Raw genomic sequence first — 16,109 nt, 5'->3', positions numbered from 1 at the left:
GGGGTGCCGAGAGCCGAGTCCTCCTCGGCGTGGCGCGTACCGCAGCGGCAAGGTTGGGCGCCGGGGCGGTTGTGGACCGGGCCGAAGGACGGGGCCGTGAGGGTGAGGAAGACCCGGGGATGCTCGCGGACGGCGGTGGGGATGTCCCGGGTGTCGTCTCCGGCGAGGCCGGCGCGGATGAGGTGGAAGGTGTCGCCCGCGTACGTCCACGCGCAGGCGGGGCAGCGGGAGGCCCGGCGGTTACCGCAGGCGATGCGGAGGCGCCCACCCGGTTCGGTGTCGGTGGAGTACCGGTGCAGGGTCTCGCCGGTGGTCTTGTCCCGGGTGAGGGTCCAACCGGTGAGGTGGATCGGGTGGGAGCAGCCGCCGGTGCGGTGGATCTGCTCGCGCCAGCGGTCGAAGTCGGGGGACCCGGCCACCCGGAGCATGTCGCTCAGGGTGGCGGTGTCGAATCCCGCCGACGAGGTGGCCGCGTCGGTCATCATGGGGTGGTTCCTTCTGGTTCTGCGAACTGGGCAGGGGCGGGGCTCCCGGGCGGCGAAGACTTGGCGGTTGAGCCGCCCGGGGGCCCGACTAGCGGTGTCGGTGCTGGCCGTTGAGAAGCGAGCGCAGGACGACGGCGCACACGGCGACAGACGTGGCGGTGACGGCCAGGAGCATGGAGACCAGGACCGTGCCGACGACCAGGACGGTTCCGGTGCCGCCGGCGATGGCCAGGGCGAGGCCGGTCGGGGTGAAGCGCGAGGCGGAGGAGCGGGTCGGGCTCGGGGCGTGGTGGTGGTTGCAGGCCGGCGGGTGGGCGGCGGGGTGGCGGGGCTCGATGTCGCTGACGCTGGTCGGCTGGACGAGCGGCGTGACGATGCCGGTCGGGAGCGGGTTGACGGGGATGCGCGGCCGGAACATGGCGGTTCTCCCTACTTGTTGATCGTGTGGTCGATGAGCGGGGCGAGGACGCTGTCGGCGAGCAGGTAGCCGCCGAGGAGGATCACGGCGACGAGCCACCAGGGCGGGCGGATCAGCTTGATTCCGAGGCCGCCGACGACGATCAGGGCGAGCCAGAGCGGGACGTCCATGACGCGAGACTCCTTCGAGGTCAGCGGGGCTTGCAGCGGTGGGTACGAGCGGCGAGCTGGGCGGCGGTGGGGGAGGAGTACGGGGCGGACCAGCCGCAGCCGTCGGCGGTGCAGACCGCGGTGTGCTTGGTGCGGCCGTGGCGGTCGCGGTGGGTGCCGATCTGCACGGGACCGATCCGGATCACGGAGTGGAAGTGGTCGCGAGCGGCCATGAGGAGCTCCTCCTTCAGGCGAGCTGGGCGGCGATGGCATCGGCCATCAGGGGCGGGACGCCGAGGCGAGCGCGCAGGGTGTCGGCGTCGATGGGCGATCCGGTACGGGTCCGGTGGTCGTCGGCGATCTTGCGGGCGTGAGCGACCAAGGCGGGCGGGACGGCTACCGGGGCCGGTTCCGCTGGTACCGGTTCGGGCGCGGGATCCGGAGTGGTGGGCGGCGGGGTGGGCTCGGGAGCGGGTACGGGGACGGGCGTGGGCTCGGCCTCCGGCTGGGCGGGGGAGTGGACGAGGAGGGTGCCGCCGACGAACGCGAGGGCGGGCCAGCCGGCGACGAGGATGCGGAGCCAGGCGGGTACGTCGCCGAGGTCGAGGAGACCGGCGGTGGCGACGTTCGCGCCGAGCGACGCGGCCAGGGCGACCGTGAACCAGGTCCAGGCCGAGTGGGCAGGCACACCGGCGGCCCGTGCGGTCCGCAGTCTGTGCCAGGCAGCGACGAGGAGGAGGTCGACGGAGACCGGGTAGGCCCAGGCTTTCCAGCCGGTCTGCCCGGCCGCCGCGGCCAGGTCGTGCAGGTGGGCGAAGGACAGGGCGCCGGCGATGACGGCTTGTACGAGGACTGCGTCCGGTCGGCGGATGGGACGCATCGCGGGTCCTCCTTCCGGTTTCGGGCATGGGAGGTGTAGGGACTCGGCGTGAAGCGGTCACGCCGCCGTGGAGCGAGGGGAGCAGGGCTCAGACGATCGCGGGGGCCGAGGAGGCCGAGGGCACAGCGGCCTTGCCCAGGGGCGGCAGGACGGGCCGGAAGGCGTCCAGCGCGGGGATCTCCGGTGTGCGGTGGGCGTGGGAGTTCGCGATGTTCACGGCCCGCCGGAGCGTGAGGTGGGGCGTACGGATGCGGACCCAGCCGCCGGAGGAGTCACCGGCGACGGCGGTACCGGGCCGGTCGGTGCGGATCTGGACCGTGGCGAGCACGGCGTCCGGGGCGATGTCGCCGAAGGCCATGTTGGCGCTGGTCTCGTCGTTGACGCGGTGGGCGGTGCGGCCGGTGAGCTGGGCGCGGAGCATGGTGATGCCCTTGCCGAGCTCGGAGCCGAAGCGCTGCCCGCATATCTCCAGGTAGATGCCGGCGGCGCGGCCGAGCTGGGCGAGGCGGACGAGGTCGGTGATGATCCGGTCGCGGCGCTTCTCTTCGTCCTTCGTGGCGTAGAGGGCCAGCTCGGCGACTTCGTCGACCAGGAGGACGATCGGGGTCGGGCGGAGGTGGTCGGGTAGGTCCCAGATGTCGGCGGTGATCTCCGCGTCCGGCAGGTCCGCGCTCAACCTCTGCTCGCGGCGGATCAGTTGGTAGACCTCCTGCATGTGCTCGACGAGTGCGTCGAGGAGGTCGGCGGCGGCATCGGGATCGTCGGCCAGGGCGGTGAACCGGCGTGCGAGTGGGGCGAGTTCGACGCCCTGCTTGCAGTCGATCCCGACGAGGGCGACGTCCAGCGGGGCGAGCGCGGCGACGAGGCCGCGTTGGTAGACGGACTTGCCGGACTGGGTGGCACCGATGTTCAGGGCGTGCGGGGTCTGATGGTAGTCGCGGTGGTACACCTCCCCGTCCTCCCGCATCGCGACCGGGACCCGCATCATTCCGCTTCGGCCGGCCACAGGCATCTGCACCCGCTTGAGGACGTCGTAACCGGTCATCCGCAGCTCGACCACGCCGGAGCGGACCTCCCGGGCGGAGACGTTCTGCATGACGAACGAGTGCCGGAGCCGGTCCGAGGTGGCGGAGAAGTCGAAGGCGTCCTGGCCGGGGCGGAGTTTCACCCGCAGGACGAGCCCGGTACGTGTCGGCCACAGCCGCAGGATCCGGGGCGCCCGCGACTCGGGGATGGGCCGGCCGGTCATCCGGGCCAGCGCCAGGCGCCAGCGGGAGGGCGGGACGGTGAGCCCGCAGGCGTCCATGACCGATGCGTACCGGATGAGGATTCGTACGACGGCGAAGACGATGCCGAAGCTCATCCAGTACCAGGCCGGACGCTGCCAGCGCAGCAGCAGTGCGACTGCGGCGACCAGGGCGAGGGTGACCGATAAGGCGGTCACGGGTCAGCCGACCTTCGCGGCGACGAGCGAGGTGACGGCGACGGCGCGGAAGCTGATGCCGTGGCGCTTCTGGCCGTTGAACTCGTTCTCCCAGGGCCGGGCGACGACGCCGGTGAGGGCGACGGGCGTGCCCATGGACAGTTCCTCGGAGACGCCGGTGTTCGGCACGGTCAGGTTGAGGATCTCGGCGTTGCCGTCCATGACGAACATGACGTCGACCGTCATCAGCGGGGCGCCGGTCTCGCGGTCGGTGGCGATCTCGCCGGTCTGGCGGTTCGCGATCTTCGGGGTGGGCGGCTGGGCCACCATCACGGTCGCGGTGGAGGTGTCGACGGGGATCTGACGCACAGTGGATCACTCCTCTATAGAGGCTGGGCTCCTTCACTCATGTACATGAGTGACATGAAGAAGAGTGCATCACTCCTGTACATGAGTCAACCCGCTACGGAAGGAAACCGCAGCGGGCTGTGGGGAGTTGAGCAAGCGTCAGTCGGTCGCGGGGATCCGGTACTGGAAGACGAACTGGTCAGCGGCCATGAGGGTGTCGCAGACCTCGACGACCCGCCCCTTCTTCGTCACGGCATCCCGCAGCAGGTGCACAACCGGAGCACCGGGGCTGAGCGCCAGCTCCGATGCCTCAGCCTTGGCGGCCGGCCGAGCCTGGAGCGTCTCGACGAACTCGGCGAAGGTGTGGCCGTGGTCTTCGAGCCGGGCGTAGATGCCGCCGGGGCCGGGGTTCTCGGCGAACAGTTCGGGGATGTCCTTCACGACGTCCCACGGCAGGTACGAGGAGGCGGTCTCGACGGGCGTCCCGTTCCGGAAGTACAGCCGCCGCCGCGCGAGCACCTGAGTCCCAACGTCGACACCAAGCCGCTCGGCGATGTCCGCCGGTGCCTCCATGGGCCCGATGTAGAGGACGCTCACTTTGGCGGTGGCGCCGGACTGCGCGGACTCGGCGAGGTAGGCCGCCTTGCCACCGCGGCGGTGCGAGGCCCGGAAGCGATCGGAGGACCGGAGCCGTACGGGAGGCCGATCCTTGACGATCGACCCCTTCCCGTGGCGAGTGTCGACGAGCCCGCTGGCCCGCACCTCGACCATGGCCTTACGGATGGTCCCGCCGGCGACCCCGTACCGCTCGACGAGCTCGGACTCGCTGGGCACCATGTCGCCGGGCTTCAGTACACCGCCCCGGATCTGCTGGACGATGTCGTCCGCGATCTGCACGTACCGAGGTACGGCCTTACCGGCTCCTGCTGGAGTTCCCACGGTCCTATTCACTCTCCTATGCTCCTGTACATGAGTAACGGGAGCTCGGGAGCAAAGTCAACGCCACTCCACTCGGTGTCCGTAGCCGGAGCGGTAGTGCGCGAAGACGGCCGCCTCCTGGCGATCCGCCGAGCGGACAACGGCACTTGGGAGCTCCCGGGCGGGGTCCTTGAACTCACCGAGGCTCCGGAGGCGGGCGTAGCCCGCGAGGTCCTGGAGGAGACCGGCATCCACGTGGACGTGGACGAGCTGACGGGCGTCTACAAGAACACCACCCGCGGCATCGTCGCCCTGGTCTTCCGCTGCAAGCCCGCCGGCGGTACCGAGCGAACCTCGGCCGAGTCCATGGCGGTCGACTGGCTGACGCCGGCCGAGGTCGAGGAGCGAATGGCCGAGGTCTACGCGATCCGCCTCCTGGACGCCCTGGACGGAAACGGCCCCCACGTCCGAAGCCACGACGGCCGCCAGCTGATCACACAGCAGTGACGGCACAGCTGGCAGGGCAGATGCCCCGTGAGGAAGCGATCCTCCTGGTCCAGCGCCTGCTGAACGCAGAGGACTCCGAGGACGAGTCGGACGAGATCCTGGCCAACCTCAAACGGGGCCTGGCCTGCCCACACATCAGCGATTACATCTTCTGGGACCTGGACCCCGAGCTGACCGCCGAGAAGGCAGTGGACAGGGCGCTGGCCTACAAGCCGATCGCCCTCTGAGGCCAGCGCGGTAAGACTTTCTCTACTTCATCAAGGCACCCGCCGCGCACAGCGCGGCGCGCGCGGCCCGTCGCCCGGGCCTGCGCTCCTGTCTCCGCCCCGCTCCAGCCCGGCCGCCGTCCGCACGCCTGAGAGCTCGGGTTGATGGGTGGCGAACCCCTCTGTGGCTGGGGCGGTCGGCTCCACGGCTTTAGGCAGCCACTTTGGGGCGAGCCTCTAAGATCATGGCCCCAACGTCGTGCTTTACCGGGCAGGTCCACAGACTGCCCGACGCGCCGGAAGCTTACGGGGCCATGATCACTCGCCCCAAAGCAGCTCCAGCCCAAAGCCGCTCCGCCGACCTGTGGCTCGCTAATTCATGTATGCCTGGGTCGACAGATAGTTACACCAGGAATCAACCAGGTGGATCAGAAATTCGGCAATATCATCCACGTATCTTTCGACGTCGGAAACTCTGACGCCCGCCTGTTGGAATATTTCGATGTACGGGATGTTCCCGTGTGCGATGTCGTTTCGAAGCATCGCCATCTTCTGCAGTGATGCACTCCATGAAGCGAATGGAAAAGAAAGTCCGGACAGGCCGTATATCTCCCAAAGGCGATTAAAGTGCTCAGGCTTGAGCGTTCTTCCGTCGAGTGGCGGCTGCGCCTGTCTTCGGTTAATCGGGAATTCTGCGGGCTCGGTGCAGGAGTCGAGAGTAGTGGCGTACTTTCTCCGCTCCCAAAGTCTGCTGTGATCATTGAGCTCACGCAGGCTCTCAAACGTGGTGTGTGCGGCGAGCTGTCGCAGGCTCGACCTTAGATCGCCCACCTTGATCGTGTGGGTGTTGAGGTCTGCATGCGTCTCTTGGATGAGATATTTTGTAAAGGATTCCAGCTCCGCCATTACGCAAACAATGGCAAGGGCCCTGGCGTCGCGACTCTCGCTATCCCAGCGAACGTGTGCCGTATTTGCTGCATGTCCGGATACAAGGGCTAGGAATTTCTTTAGATCATCGACCCTCCTTAGGAACCTGTCAGCCCTCAGGTGGATTTCATTTACTAGGGCATCATGCTGCGCCACTGAGCAGTTCCTTCGCTCGCTTCAAGCGCCTGCGCAGCATGGAACGAGTGTTGGTTCCTGCACCGGTCGAAGCGCGCAGTTCCGCATCCTCGAGCCAGTCAGGCGAAACTTGTGCAAAGGGTGTGCCTTCTTCGACTAGCTGGCCAGCGGCCACAAGGCATGCCTCGAACTGGACCAGGGGAGTAACGGGTGTTTGCTTCCGAAGGAATGGCTTCCCGTCGCAAATGGAGTGCAAGGCGCCAAGCGCCTTATCGAATACATCGCGCTCGGTGGTGTAGTTGAAATCGTGACCGGCCACCTGCATGTACTTGTTCAGGAATGTTTCAACCTTGCCGTCGAATTCGTCCTTGTGATTCTTGTAGGCGAAGAACTTGAGTACCTGCTCCGCGCGGGTCCCGTCGTCCTGTCGAACTTTCTGGAGCTTTAGGATATCGCCGAGGCGTGAATCTGTAGAAAGGTCATCGATGAATTCGTTGAAGCGCCCTTGGTAGACGCATGCGCGAACTTCTTGGGCCGTGAGTTGAATCCCGCCGCGATTCAATCTCTCGAAAACGTCAAATCGCGCCTGGAGGTCGCTCTTGTCTGTCAGTGAAGTGACCTGAAGAGGCTGCCTTCCAAAATATACCTGCAAGTTTTTTGGGAGCTCGGAGAAGGTGCACCCGTTCAGCTCTGTGAGCTTCTCGAGTCCTCTCAGGCGAAGAGGCTCATCTCGGTCGACCATCCCGGATTCATCTGCGTCTCGGGCCAGAAAATGAGCAAGGGTTGAAAGTCGCTGAAGGCCATCTACAACTTCCCATTGGAAGCCCACGTTAGTGGCGACAAAAATCGGCGGAATAGGGAGTCCGAGGAATACGGATTCGACGAATAGGGATTCGTCTGTCTCCGTCCAGCGAAACTTTCTCTGATAGCTCGGCGAGGCATTCAGCTCTTCGTCTGCGATCATTCGTACCAATTCACGGACGGAGAAGTTGTGCACGGCGACATCAACTCTTCCGCGCTCTCCGCGCAATTGCTGCTCAAGGTTTTCGAGGGAGGGAGATTCAGACATGGAAGCAGTCTAGTGTCGTGTGACTAGGAGGCGAAGGGCTATGACCGGTCAGATGGGTTGTGGTGTGGCAGCACCGAGGGGAAGCTACCTGAACCGCCTGCCTAGAAGCGTGTGAGTGGGTGGATCCCCGGACTCAGTCCGGGGCTCCACGGTCGCTGGATGTGTTGCGTTGCTAGCCGAAGGCTGCCGCCGACAGTCTTGGTCTGTCGTCTTCCTTGTGAGCGGACGGACCTGGCGTCGCCAGGCGGTGGCCGCGGCTTGCCGCGATGCGGAGCACGTCCCGCAATGCGTCTGTGAGATCCGTGCTCAGGAGGCGGAAGTCGTCTGGTTCCGTCTGATCGTCGGCGAGCATCTCCGCGGCGTGCTCCAGTAGTTCGGTGCCGGCGGTGAGTTGGGCGGCTTCTGTGCGGTCGGCCAGGCGGGATAAGGGGCCGCCGTTTTCGTCGGTGCTCAAGAAGCAGGGCTTGCCGTCGGGGGTCGACCAGGGGAGGAGGCGGAGCTCGTTGGCGGGCGTCATCCTTCCGGTCTCCTCTCTGTAGTCATGTGGGGGGTGATGAAGAGGGCTTCGGCTCGATCGCCGGGGAGGGCCAGGAGAGCCGCCTCGACTACGCGGCCGGCGGTGTCGGTCGCCACGCGGGTGATCGCAAGGATCGCGAGGGTCGAGCTGATTCGGAGGGTTGTCGCTTCCGCAGGGGTGGGGAGGCGGACGTGGATGTGTTCGTGGATCTCGGCCAGCTCGGGGAACGGCTTGGGCAGGAGGGCTGCCACCCCTTGCGGCCAGGGCGGGGCGTCCGGTGTGGCAGTCGGCGCCAAGTCCCGGGGGATGTAGACGCGGGCCAGGCTGTGCGGCGACTTTCCGTCGTGGCTCAGGCAGAGGAATTCCGTGAGGGGGCTGCCCGCCGCTACCCGCAGAAGGGTGGTCAGGTGGCCGCGGGCTCGGAGCTTCGTGGTGCGGATCGTGACGGAGAGGTGCCCGTCAGCAGGGGTGCGGCCGCCGCCCGTGTACGTGGTTTTGCGGAGAGGCTTACGGGCGTAGTTGCCCTTGCCGTGGATCTTGTCCACGAGGCCCTCGGCCTGGAGCAGGGCGAGGGCGTTGCGCAGTGTCGGTGTGCTGACCGTGTAGTGGGCGGCGAGTTGGGCCTCAGCGGGAAGGCGTTCGCCGGGCTTGATGCGGCCCGCCGCGATCTGGTCTCGGAGGTCATCGGCGATGACGTGTCGGCGAGAAGCCACGGAGGTGATCACCAACTCTCCGCACCCGAAGAGCGATGAGCCTGGTTCGGGCGTGCATGGTCAGCAGCTCGCCCGACTCGAAGCGGAGCTGCTTCGCACCGCCGGTCAGTTGGGAGAGGTCGACCACGCGGTGCGGCTGGCCGCCGATCAGGATGACGTCGCCGATCTGGACGTTGGACGAGGTGATCTCGATGTCGGACGCCAGCGAGGTGCCGGGCCTGCTGATCCTCATCGGGTCACCTTCCGCGGCGAGCCCTCGTCGATCGGCCGGTGGCAGTGGCAGCTGCATGCCTCGTAGACCACGGGAACGCCGACCGGGGCCGACGTGGGGGAGGAGTGTGCGCACTCGTGGTGCGTGCCGATGCGGCAGGCACTCGATCGGTACGGGGCGGCGGCTGCGTGTGCCGCGCGGGGCTGGGGGCGGGGGCGCATCAGTGCGCATCCGCGGGCATGCGCCGGGTGGAAGCGGCAGGCGTGCGCCACGACGTGCGTTCCTTGGCGGTCAGTACGTACGGGCGGACCAAGGCCGTGTCCTCGCCGACGAGGACGCACTCGTGGGTGCTTCGACCGCTAGAGGCGGGGGCCCGTCGCGCGCGCGTCCGGGGGTGGCAGGAGACAGGCTTCGGGGCGTGGCACTCTCTGGTGCGTGTGATGGCGCGGCGGATACGGTTGAGCACGCTGATCAGCTCCTATCGCTGATGGCCGGGTCCCCGGACATCGCCCGTCGCGGGGACCACCTTGTGTACGACGGCCCACAGGGTGCGGCCGCCAAGGCTGGTGGCGAGGAGCCCGAACCGGTCTGCCTGCGCCACCACTTCCAGGACCTCCCGCCATGTCTCTGCGGGGAGGGATTGCGGCACCTCCGCTTCGATCGACGTGTGTCTGACGTGCTGCTCCACGCGTGCTGTGAGTCCGATGGCGGACAGCCGGGCGGCGATGGCTTCCGCTCTTACTTCTGGAGCAGGCACAGGGCAGCCTCCGTCACCGGCGATCACTTTAAGTGAAGCTAGTTAACTAGATTAGAGCTAGTGGACTAGATTTTCCATATGCCTGAGCAGCCGCCTTACTTGCGCATCGCCGACGAACTCCGCAGGCGGATCGCGGAGCGCGAGTGGACGCCCGGAGACCGGCTTCCTTCCCGTGCTCAGATCGGCCAGGAATGCGGGGTCGGCGAGAACGTCGTCCGCCGCGCGCAGGAGCTCTTGATCTCCCAAGGCGTGCTGGAGGGGCGGGCCGGGTCGGGGACGTACGTGGCCGAGCCCCGGCAGCGGGTGCGAATGGTTCGGTCCGCAGCTCGCGAGCAGCCTGACGGGTCGCCGTTCCGGGCGGACATGAAGGCCCTGGGTAAGCGGAGTGGCTGGGAGAGTCGGACTGACGCCAAGGTGCCGGCCCCGGCTGAGATCGCCGCGCGGCTCGGGATCGGCGAGGGTGACTTGTGCGTCCGGACCTCTTACGAGTTCCTTGCCGACGGGCGGCCGGTTCAGCTGTCGACGAGCTGGGAGCCGTACGACCTGACAGCCGGCACCCTGATCGTGCTTCCCGAGGGTGGGCCGCACGCGGGGGCTGGCGTCGTGAACCGGATGGCCGCGATCGGCGTCACGATCAGCCACGCCGTCGAGCAGCCGGAGCCCCGGCAGGCGACCGCCGAGGAGGCATCGCTGCTCGGGATCCAGAAGGCCGCTCTCGTCACGCACATCCGGCGGACGTACTACAGCGACGAGGGGCGGCCTGTAGAGACGGCGGACATTGTTGTGCCCGCAGCGCTGTGCGAGATCGTTTACGAGGTCCCTGTCGGCCGGTAGAAGATCTGTATGAGGGGGTGGGCGATGGAGTCTCTAGGGGATGCAGTCAGCGCTGTGATGTGAGGTGCACCGGTGGGTGTGCTGCTGGTGGGAACGCTCATCGTGGTGGCGGTCGTTGGGTGGCGGCGGAAGGCGATCGAAGCCCTGGAGTGAGCCGAGCGGGAAAGCTGATCAAGAGACGAGGAGGGGGCGTGTCATGGCGATCTGCTTCGAGCTGGTCGTGAACTTCGGCGACGACATAGAGGCCGCGCGGGCGGCCGCTTTTGCGGATCCCCGGCCGCGGGTCCTGCGTGCAGGTGATCACCGCATCCCACTCCATCGGCCGCTGTTGACGACCAACGGCTCGTACGTGGAGCTTTCCGTCCTGCCGGTGGCTGTCGGCAGGGGCGTCGCCCTGGACGGCACGCTTCCCGTGATCCGACTCACCGCAGCCGAGCTCACGGAGCTGGGGCACCAGCTGTACGAGCTGCTCGGTACGTTCGATGGGTACGTCACGGCACGTGTCGGATGGGACCCCGAGGCCTTGCTGGATCCCGTCGAGCTCAAGGCCGAGTGGTCAGTGGAACTGGCCGACGGCAGCCTCCATGGGCTCGTGCTCAGCGAGAACCTTCATGGCGAGCTCGGCCTCGGTGACGAGTACGTCCCCTTCCGGCCCGGATACCGCTGGATGCCGTACCGGGGTGAAGAGCCGAGCGGCCTGACTGCCGACTAGCGCGGTCGGCACGGAAGGCGTGCCACGCCCGTGCCACATCCGTGCCAGATCGGGCGGGGACTCGCGGGGAACGAGAGGCGTCGGCGGGGTCCTCGCCCAAGCTCAGCGGCCTGTACTGGTGCGCAGGTCGGCCCCGTTCCGGGCCTCCCGCTCTTGTAAAGCGGGGGTCGTCGGTTCGAACCCGACAGGGGGCTCCACGTAGGACATGCGGAGACCCCCGACCGATCTTGGTCGGGGGTCTTCGACATCTACGGACGACATCAACGGGGGCGGGTCGGCCGAGGACGGCCGCGAGCGCGCGGAGCGAAACGCGGGTGCTCGCTCCCGGGCCGGGCAGGCAGGATCACTCGATGTCGACCGACGTCAGCGGAATGATCGAGTGCCGTCCGGGGGCCCGACTGTGGGGTCCGGACGATGAGGACACAGTTTGGGAAGCGGGTATCGATCTCTTCCTGCTGAGCAGGGGTAACGCCTACGACGGCCTGGCGTGTCTCTTCGGAATCCGTAACTCCTTCGGTTTCCGCCCGCTTGCTGAGGGCCGTGGCTTCCCGGATGACGCGTCGGAGGGGCTGCGTCGTGAGTTCGCCGGCTACGGCGGCCCCGACTCCGTGTACGGGACGACATGGGTGACCTGGGCCGAGCTGTCCGCCACCGACTGGCAGGAGATGGACGCCTCCGGCACACGAAGCCGTGCGTCGGTCGCAGGGGCCGGCACGGACTGGGGCCGGGTCTGGAGCGTCATGCGCATTCTCAGCGAAGTCCATGGTGCGGAGAACGTGCGTCTCGTCGTCTGGTTCTACTGACGCGACCCCATGCTGAGCAGGGGGCCGCGTCAGACCAGCATTCAGCCGGAGCCCGGCGACCTCGCTGACACGGACGGAGGAACGGTGAGGAGCTGGGGGCGGACAGGCAGCGCATGTCCGGGCGGCCGGTCGCCACAGTGGAGGAATTCAGCGCGTTCACCGGTTCCAGATCTCCCGGAACTCTCCGGCTGAGATGGCCTCCAGCGGATCCTCCTCAGGGTCGATCGCCTGATCCGTCAGGAAGCCGTGCTCGTCCTCCAGGTGCTCCCAGCTATACCGGTGAAGTCGGCCGGCCGGAGTCAGCTCGGCCTGCTTGATGGCGATCAACTCGTCGCGGTCGGGTACGGCCTCGAAATACCACAGGCCGCCCTCCTCGTCGACGTGGCGGAAGTGATGCCGCAGGGTGGCCCCTTCGTCAAGGGATCGGAAGTACGCGACGCTCTCCGCCTTGATTCGCTCCAGGTCAACCATGGGATCATCGTGCCAGCGAGCGCGTGTGGTCGCACCGCTCTGACATCCACAGGTGACATCAACGTCCTCGGATGCCAGTACCTGTAGGTGGTCCTGCACGGCTGGCGTGGCCGGGGGGATCCCAGCGGCGCCGAGCACTGGTCGAACTTGTAGAGCGGGGGTCGTCGGTTCGAACCCGACAGGGGGCCCTCGGCGTTTTCGTGTTTCCGTGCGGTCTTCCCGGTGGTCCCGCATCCTTGGGCGGAGGGTGGACGGGTTCGGGTGAGGTGGGACCGTGAGTGGTTCTGTGCGGCGCAACCGGTACGAGGGGCGGTGTGCGCTCTGCGGGGCGGGTGTTCCGGCCGAGAGCGGCGTGCTGCTCCGTAGCCTCTGGGGGAGTTGGGTCACCTACCACCCGGAACACATGCCCGCCGTCGAGCCGGACGGGACCACGTCGGACCCCTCCGCTCTTCGCGTCAACCAGCGGGACGGGGAGTGCGAGGTCTGCGGGGCCGAGGTGCCTGCCGGGGCCGGAGTACTGGTGAACAGCGGCTTCGGCGGGTGGGAGGTGTACCACCGCGACCACGTCCGTGAGCCCGCCCCGCCGCCCCGACGCCATCACCCCGGCTGGCACCGCCGCCATCTCGTCGCCGTCGACATCGCCACCACCGGCAACCGTCACGGCGTCGACCGCGTGCTCGGCGCGGCCGTCCACGACGGCGACGGCGCCTCCCGCTCCTGGACCGTCGATCCCGGCCCCGGGCCGCTGTCCGTCGCACCCGGCAAGAACCACGGTGTCTCCGTGGCACACGCACGGGCCACGGGGACCCCCGCCGCCGAGGCGCTGGAAGAGCTGGCGGCGCTGCTCGCCGCCCATCTGGCCACCAAGGAGCCCCTGGTCGTCTGGCACGCCCCGTTCGTCCTCACCACGCTGGAGACCGAGCTGCTCCGCCACGGGCTCGCCCCGCTGTCCGCCCGGCTCCCCGGTGGCCTCTCGGTGATCTGCGACCCGCTCGTCCTGGACCGGCACACCGAGCCCTTCCGTTCGGGCGGGCGTTCCCTGGAGAAGGTCGCCGCCTGGTACGGCATCCCCCACGAGCGTCCCGGCGACCCCTCGTGCGACGCCGAGACCTCCCTGGTCCTCGCGCGGGTCCTCGGGGCCTGCCACTCCCCGGTCGGGCGGCTGTCCCGCCCCGCCCTCCACCGGCGACAGGTGGCCTGGCACGAGCAGTACGTGCGGGAGGCCGAGGCCAGGCGTCCTGACGCGGGCCGCGAACGGCACTGGCCGCTGGGTCCGGTCCGGGTCCTGGAGTGGCGGGAGCACGTGCGGGACTGAGGCGCGGGCCCGACGTGCCGGTCGCGTGCGGTGGGTGATGCCGTACGGGCGGTGCTCCCACGGCTTCGGTGGTGTAGTGATGATCGGGTGTTTTCTGGGGAGGGGTGTGGTCGATGAGTCGGCGTTCTGGTGGGCTGATCGGGGTGTGGGCCGAGCAGCAGCGGGTGGCGCAGCGGCAGCGGGAGGGGCAGCAGCAGGCCGTGCTGCGGCAGCGGCGGGACGCCGAGCGGGCCCAGCGGGCGTACGAGCGGGACGTGGCCCGGATGCAGCGGGAGCAGAAGGCCGCGTACCGGCAGCAGCGCGACGCGGACGCCCTGCGCCGTACCCGGGAACTGGACGAGCGGGTCGCCGTCCTGGAAGGGCTCCTCGCCGCCGGGTGCCGGGGACCCGCCTTCGCGGTGGAGTCCCTGCGCCGGGCCGAGGACATCGAGCCGTTCTCGCCGGGCCCGCTCGGTGAGCCCGTTCCCCTGCCCGACCAGCGGCTCTACCAGCCACAGTCCGCCTGGACCGCCTCCGGACGGGCCCAGGCCGAGCGGGACGCCCGCGCCCGCTTCGAGCACGACTGGTACGCGGCGCAGGCCGCCCAGGCCCGCCGGACCGAGCAACTGGCCGCCTACCGGCGCCAGTACGACAGCTGGGCCGCCGCCCGACTCGCCGAGATACGGGCGCACAACGCGGGTGTCGCCGGGACCGTGGCCGCCCTCGGGGACGGCGACGCCGAGACCGTCGTCGAGTTCTTCTCCGCCGTCCTCTTCGCCTCCACCGCCTGGCCCGAGGGCTTCCCCCGCGAGGTCTCCGCCGCGTACGACCGGGGCGGGCGCGCCCTCGTCCTCGACTGGGACCTGCCCGGCTACGACGTCGTCCCCGGGGCCAAGGGCGTCAAGTACCTGCCCGGCACCGACCAGGAGCGGGAGGTCCCCCGGCCGGTGACCCAGCGCCGGGCGCTCTACCGGGACGTCCTCGCCCAGAGCGCGCTGCTCGCCGTGCGCGAACTGTTCGCCGCCGACCGGTCCGGCGCCCTGCGGAAGGTCGTCCTCAACGGGTACGTCGACGGGGTCGACCCCGCCACCGGGCTCGCCGCCCGGATCTGTCTGGCCTCCGTGTCCGTCGGGCGGCCCGCCTTCGACGCGCTCAACCTGGAACTCGTCAGCGCCGTCGACTGCCTGACCGGCGCGCTCGCCGGACGGCTCTCCGCCAAGCCCGACGAGCGGACCCCCGTCGTCCCGCTGCTCACCCCCGACCAGGTCGGCACCGACGTCGTCTTCCAGGGCGACGGCGAGGAGCCCGACCTGCTCGCCATGGACCCGATCGCCTTCGAGGGGCTCGTCGCCGAACTGTTCCGGGCCCGGGGGCTCCAGGCCGTCACCACCCGCCGTTCCAACGACGGCGGCGTCGACGTCGAGGCGCTCGACCCGGACCCCATCAGCGGCGGATCGATCGTCGTCCAGGTCAAGCGGTACCGGAACACCGTCCCGCCCACGGCCGTACGCGATCTGTTCGGCACCGTGCAGGGCGCCGGGGCCAACAAGGGCGTCCTCGTCACCACCTCCAAATTCGGGCCCGGCTCGTACACCTTCGCCAACGGCAAGCCCCTCACCCTGATCTCCGGGACCGAACTCGTCGACCTGCTCCACCAGCACGGGCTGCGCGGGCGGCTCGGTCCCGGCACGCCGTCCGCGCCCGCCGGTTCCTCCGGTTCCGACGGGTCCCTCGGGCCGGTCGATCCCGTCGGGACCGCGCCCGCCGACGCCGACGACGCCTTCAACCTGCTCGGCATGGTCTGGTCCGGAGCCGTCGCGCTCGACGTCTGCGCCCTGGTCTGCGCCGGGAACCGGGTCCTCGGCGACGAGTGGTTCGTCTTCTTCAACAACCCCGCCACCCCGGACGGTTCCGTCGCCATGGTGTCCGCCGCGCCCGGTGACCGGGCCGCCGTCCGGGTCGGCTTCGACGCGCTCCCGGCCCGTGCCGACCGGCTCGTCCTGGTCGCCGCCGTCGACCCCGAGGCCAACCCCGACGCGGACCTCGGGGGGTTCCTCGACGCGGGCATCCGGCTCCGCGACGACTCCGGGGCCGAACTCGACCAGCTCGTCGTGTCCGACGGGCGGTCCGGCGAGACCGCCCTCGTCCTCGGCTCGTTCCGGCGGCGCTCCGGCGGCGACTGGGACTTCGTCCTCGGCGGGAAGGGCTACCGGGGCGGCCTTCAGGAACTGGTGGGGGACTTCGGCATCGACGTGGAGTGAGGGGCGTGGAGTGAGGGGAGGCAGGGGGGACCCTGAGGGGCCGGCGGGGTCCTGGGCGTCTCGGGGTCCAC

22 protein-coding genes and 1 tRNA gene are annotated in these 16,109 nt (G+C 68.8%); 8 read left to right on the top strand and 15 right to left on the bottom strand.

Going from position 1 to position 16,109, the window contains the following annotated elements:
* The 8 genes from ACFXGN_RS28220 to ACFXGN_RS28185 form a co-directional block, all read right to left on the bottom strand.
* A partial coding sequence (locus ACFXGN_RS28220; RefSeq protein ID WP_384864530.1) for a replication initiator occupies positions 1 to 482 on the bottom strand: 482 nt, incomplete at its 3' end.
* 91 nt (positions 483 to 573) lie between these two features.
* On the bottom strand, positions 574 to 903 hold the full coding sequence (locus tag ACFXGN_RS28215; protein WP_384864528.1) for a SpdD-like protein: 330 nt from the start codon (positions 901 to 903) through the stop codon (positions 574 to 576).
* Between the two features lie 11 nt (positions 904 to 914).
* Complete coding sequence (locus tag ACFXGN_RS28210; protein ID WP_132911741.1) at positions 915 to 1,073, bottom strand: hypothetical protein; 159 nt, start codon at positions 1,071 to 1,073, stop codon at positions 915 to 917.
* Between the two features lie 20 nt (positions 1,074 to 1,093).
* Positions 1,094 to 1,285 carry a mobile element transfer protein gene (locus ACFXGN_RS28205; protein WP_384864526.1) on the bottom strand — a complete coding sequence of 64 codons (192 nt, stop codon included), beginning with the start codon at positions 1,283 to 1,285 and terminating at the stop codon, positions 1,094 to 1,096.
* A 14-nt stretch (positions 1,286 to 1,299) separates the two neighbouring features.
* The gene (locus tag ACFXGN_RS28200; RefSeq protein ID WP_384864524.1) at positions 1,300 to 1,932 is read right to left on the bottom strand and encodes a DUF2637 domain-containing protein; all 633 of its coding nucleotides are present in this window, start codon (positions 1,930 to 1,932) and stop codon (positions 1,300 to 1,302) included.
* Between the two features lie 88 nt (positions 1,933 to 2,020).
* Entirely contained in the window at positions 2,021 to 3,376 is a 1,356-nt protein-coding gene (locus ACFXGN_RS28195) for an FtsK/SpoIIIE domain-containing protein (RefSeq protein ID WP_384864522.1), read from the bottom strand.
* 3 nt (positions 3,377 to 3,379) lie between these two features.
* A complete protein-coding gene (locus ACFXGN_RS28190; RefSeq protein WP_384864520.1) occupies positions 3,380 to 3,724 on the bottom strand; it encodes a hypothetical protein in 345 nt (114 codons plus the stop codon).
* A 138-nt stretch (positions 3,725 to 3,862) separates the two neighbouring features.
* On the bottom strand, positions 3,863 to 4,600 hold the full coding sequence (locus tag ACFXGN_RS28185) for a GntR family transcriptional regulator (RefSeq protein WP_384864545.1): 738 nt from the start codon (positions 4,598 to 4,600) through the stop codon (positions 3,863 to 3,865).
* Positions 4,601 to 4,660: 60 nt separating this feature from the next.
* Here ACFXGN_RS28185 and ACFXGN_RS28180 point away from each other — a divergent pair, with 60 nt between their 5' ends.
* Entirely contained in the window at positions 4,661 to 5,128 is a 468-nt protein-coding gene (locus tag ACFXGN_RS28180; protein WP_384864519.1) for an NUDIX hydrolase, read from the top strand.
* Positions 5,129 to 5,148: 20 nt separating this feature from the next.
* Positions 5,149 to 5,355, top strand: a complete 207-nt coding sequence (locus ACFXGN_RS28175; RefSeq protein ID WP_384864517.1) for an e9imm peptide — start codon at positions 5,149 to 5,151, stop codon at positions 5,353 to 5,355.
* Positions 5,356 to 5,706: 351 nt separating this feature from the next.
* Here the strand turns inward: ACFXGN_RS28175 and ACFXGN_RS28170 are convergent, their stop codons facing one another.
* The 6 genes from ACFXGN_RS28170 to ACFXGN_RS28145 all read right to left on the bottom strand — a co-directional run bounded on the left by ACFXGN_RS28170 (position 5,707) and on the right by ACFXGN_RS28145 (position 9,663).
* A complete protein-coding gene (locus ACFXGN_RS28170; protein ID WP_384864515.1) occupies positions 5,707 to 6,417 on the bottom strand; it encodes a HEPN domain-containing protein in 711 nt (236 codons plus the stop codon).
* Entirely contained in the window at positions 6,404 to 7,465 is a 1,062-nt protein-coding gene (locus ACFXGN_RS28165; protein ID WP_384864513.1) for a DUF262 domain-containing protein, read from the bottom strand. The genes ACFXGN_RS28170 and ACFXGN_RS28165 overlap by 14 nt, the downstream gene beginning before the upstream one ends.
* 172 nt (positions 7,466 to 7,637) lie before the next feature.
* Entirely contained in the window at positions 7,638 to 7,982 is a 345-nt protein-coding gene (locus ACFXGN_RS28160; RefSeq protein ID WP_384864512.1) for a hypothetical protein, read from the bottom strand.
* On the bottom strand, positions 7,979 to 8,695 hold the full coding sequence (locus ACFXGN_RS28155) for a GntR family transcriptional regulator (protein WP_384864510.1): 717 nt from the start codon (positions 8,693 to 8,695) through the stop codon (positions 7,979 to 7,981). The genes ACFXGN_RS28160 and ACFXGN_RS28155 overlap by 4 nt, the downstream gene beginning before the upstream one ends.
* On the bottom strand, positions 8,664 to 8,927 hold the full coding sequence (locus ACFXGN_RS28150) for a hypothetical protein (protein ID WP_384864508.1): 264 nt from the start codon (positions 8,925 to 8,927) through the stop codon (positions 8,664 to 8,666). Before ACFXGN_RS28150 ends, ACFXGN_RS28155 begins: the two co-directional genes overlap by 32 nt.
* Before the next feature lie 457 nt (positions 8,928 to 9,384).
* The gene (locus ACFXGN_RS28145) at positions 9,385 to 9,663 is read right to left on the bottom strand and encodes a hypothetical protein (RefSeq protein WP_384864544.1); all 279 of its coding nucleotides are present in this window, start codon (positions 9,661 to 9,663) and stop codon (positions 9,385 to 9,387) included.
* Between the two features lie 78 nt (positions 9,664 to 9,741).
* Here ACFXGN_RS28145 and ACFXGN_RS28140 point away from each other — a divergent pair, with 78 nt between their 5' ends.
* From ACFXGN_RS28140 to ACFXGN_RS28125, 4 genes are all read left to right on the top strand, one after another.
* Positions 9,742 to 10,497: a GntR family transcriptional regulator gene (locus ACFXGN_RS28140; RefSeq protein WP_361844796.1), complete on the top strand. Its 756-nt coding sequence runs from the start codon at positions 9,742 to 9,744 to the stop codon at positions 10,495 to 10,497.
* A 196-nt stretch (positions 10,498 to 10,693) separates the two neighbouring features.
* Positions 10,694 to 11,209 (top strand): hypothetical protein, encoded by a 516-nt coding sequence (locus tag ACFXGN_RS28135; protein ID WP_384864506.1) that lies wholly within the window; start codon positions 10,694 to 10,696, stop codon positions 11,207 to 11,209.
* Positions 11,210 to 11,303: 94 nt separating this feature from the next.
* Positions 11,304 to 11,406, top strand: a tRNA-Thr gene (locus ACFXGN_RS28130).
* 153 nt (positions 11,407 to 11,559) lie between these two features.
* Positions 11,560 to 12,012 carry a hypothetical protein gene (locus tag ACFXGN_RS28125; RefSeq protein WP_384864504.1) on the top strand — a complete coding sequence of 151 codons (453 nt, stop codon included), beginning with the start codon at positions 11,560 to 11,562 and terminating at the stop codon, positions 12,010 to 12,012.
* A 156-nt stretch (positions 12,013 to 12,168) separates the two neighbouring features.
* On the opposite strand, the gene ACFXGN_RS28120 is transcribed toward ACFXGN_RS28125, so the two are convergent.
* Positions 12,169 to 12,483 carry a hypothetical protein gene (locus ACFXGN_RS28120; RefSeq protein WP_384864503.1) on the bottom strand — a complete coding sequence of 105 codons (315 nt, stop codon included), beginning with the start codon at positions 12,481 to 12,483 and terminating at the stop codon, positions 12,169 to 12,171.
* Positions 12,484 to 12,757: 274 nt separating this feature from the next.
* Here ACFXGN_RS28120 and ACFXGN_RS28115 point away from each other — a divergent pair, with 274 nt between their 5' ends.
* Positions 12,758 to 13,798 (top strand): hypothetical protein, encoded by a 1,041-nt coding sequence (locus ACFXGN_RS28115; protein ID WP_384864501.1) that lies wholly within the window; start codon positions 12,758 to 12,760, stop codon positions 13,796 to 13,798.
* A gap of 113 nt (positions 13,799 to 13,911) precedes the next feature.
* Positions 13,912 to 16,038 (top strand): restriction endonuclease, encoded by a 2,127-nt coding sequence (locus ACFXGN_RS28110; protein WP_384864499.1) that lies wholly within the window; start codon positions 13,912 to 13,914, stop codon positions 16,036 to 16,038.
* Positions 16,039 to 16,109: the final 71 nt, after the last annotated feature.

The organism is Streptomyces sp. NPDC059247, from assembly GCF_042754005.1.
GTDB lineage: Bacteria > Actinomycetota > Actinomycetes > Streptomycetales > Streptomycetaceae > Streptomyces.
The sequence above is the reverse complement of the archived record's forward strand: the minus strand, read 5'-3'. Positions and strand labels throughout refer to the sequence as shown.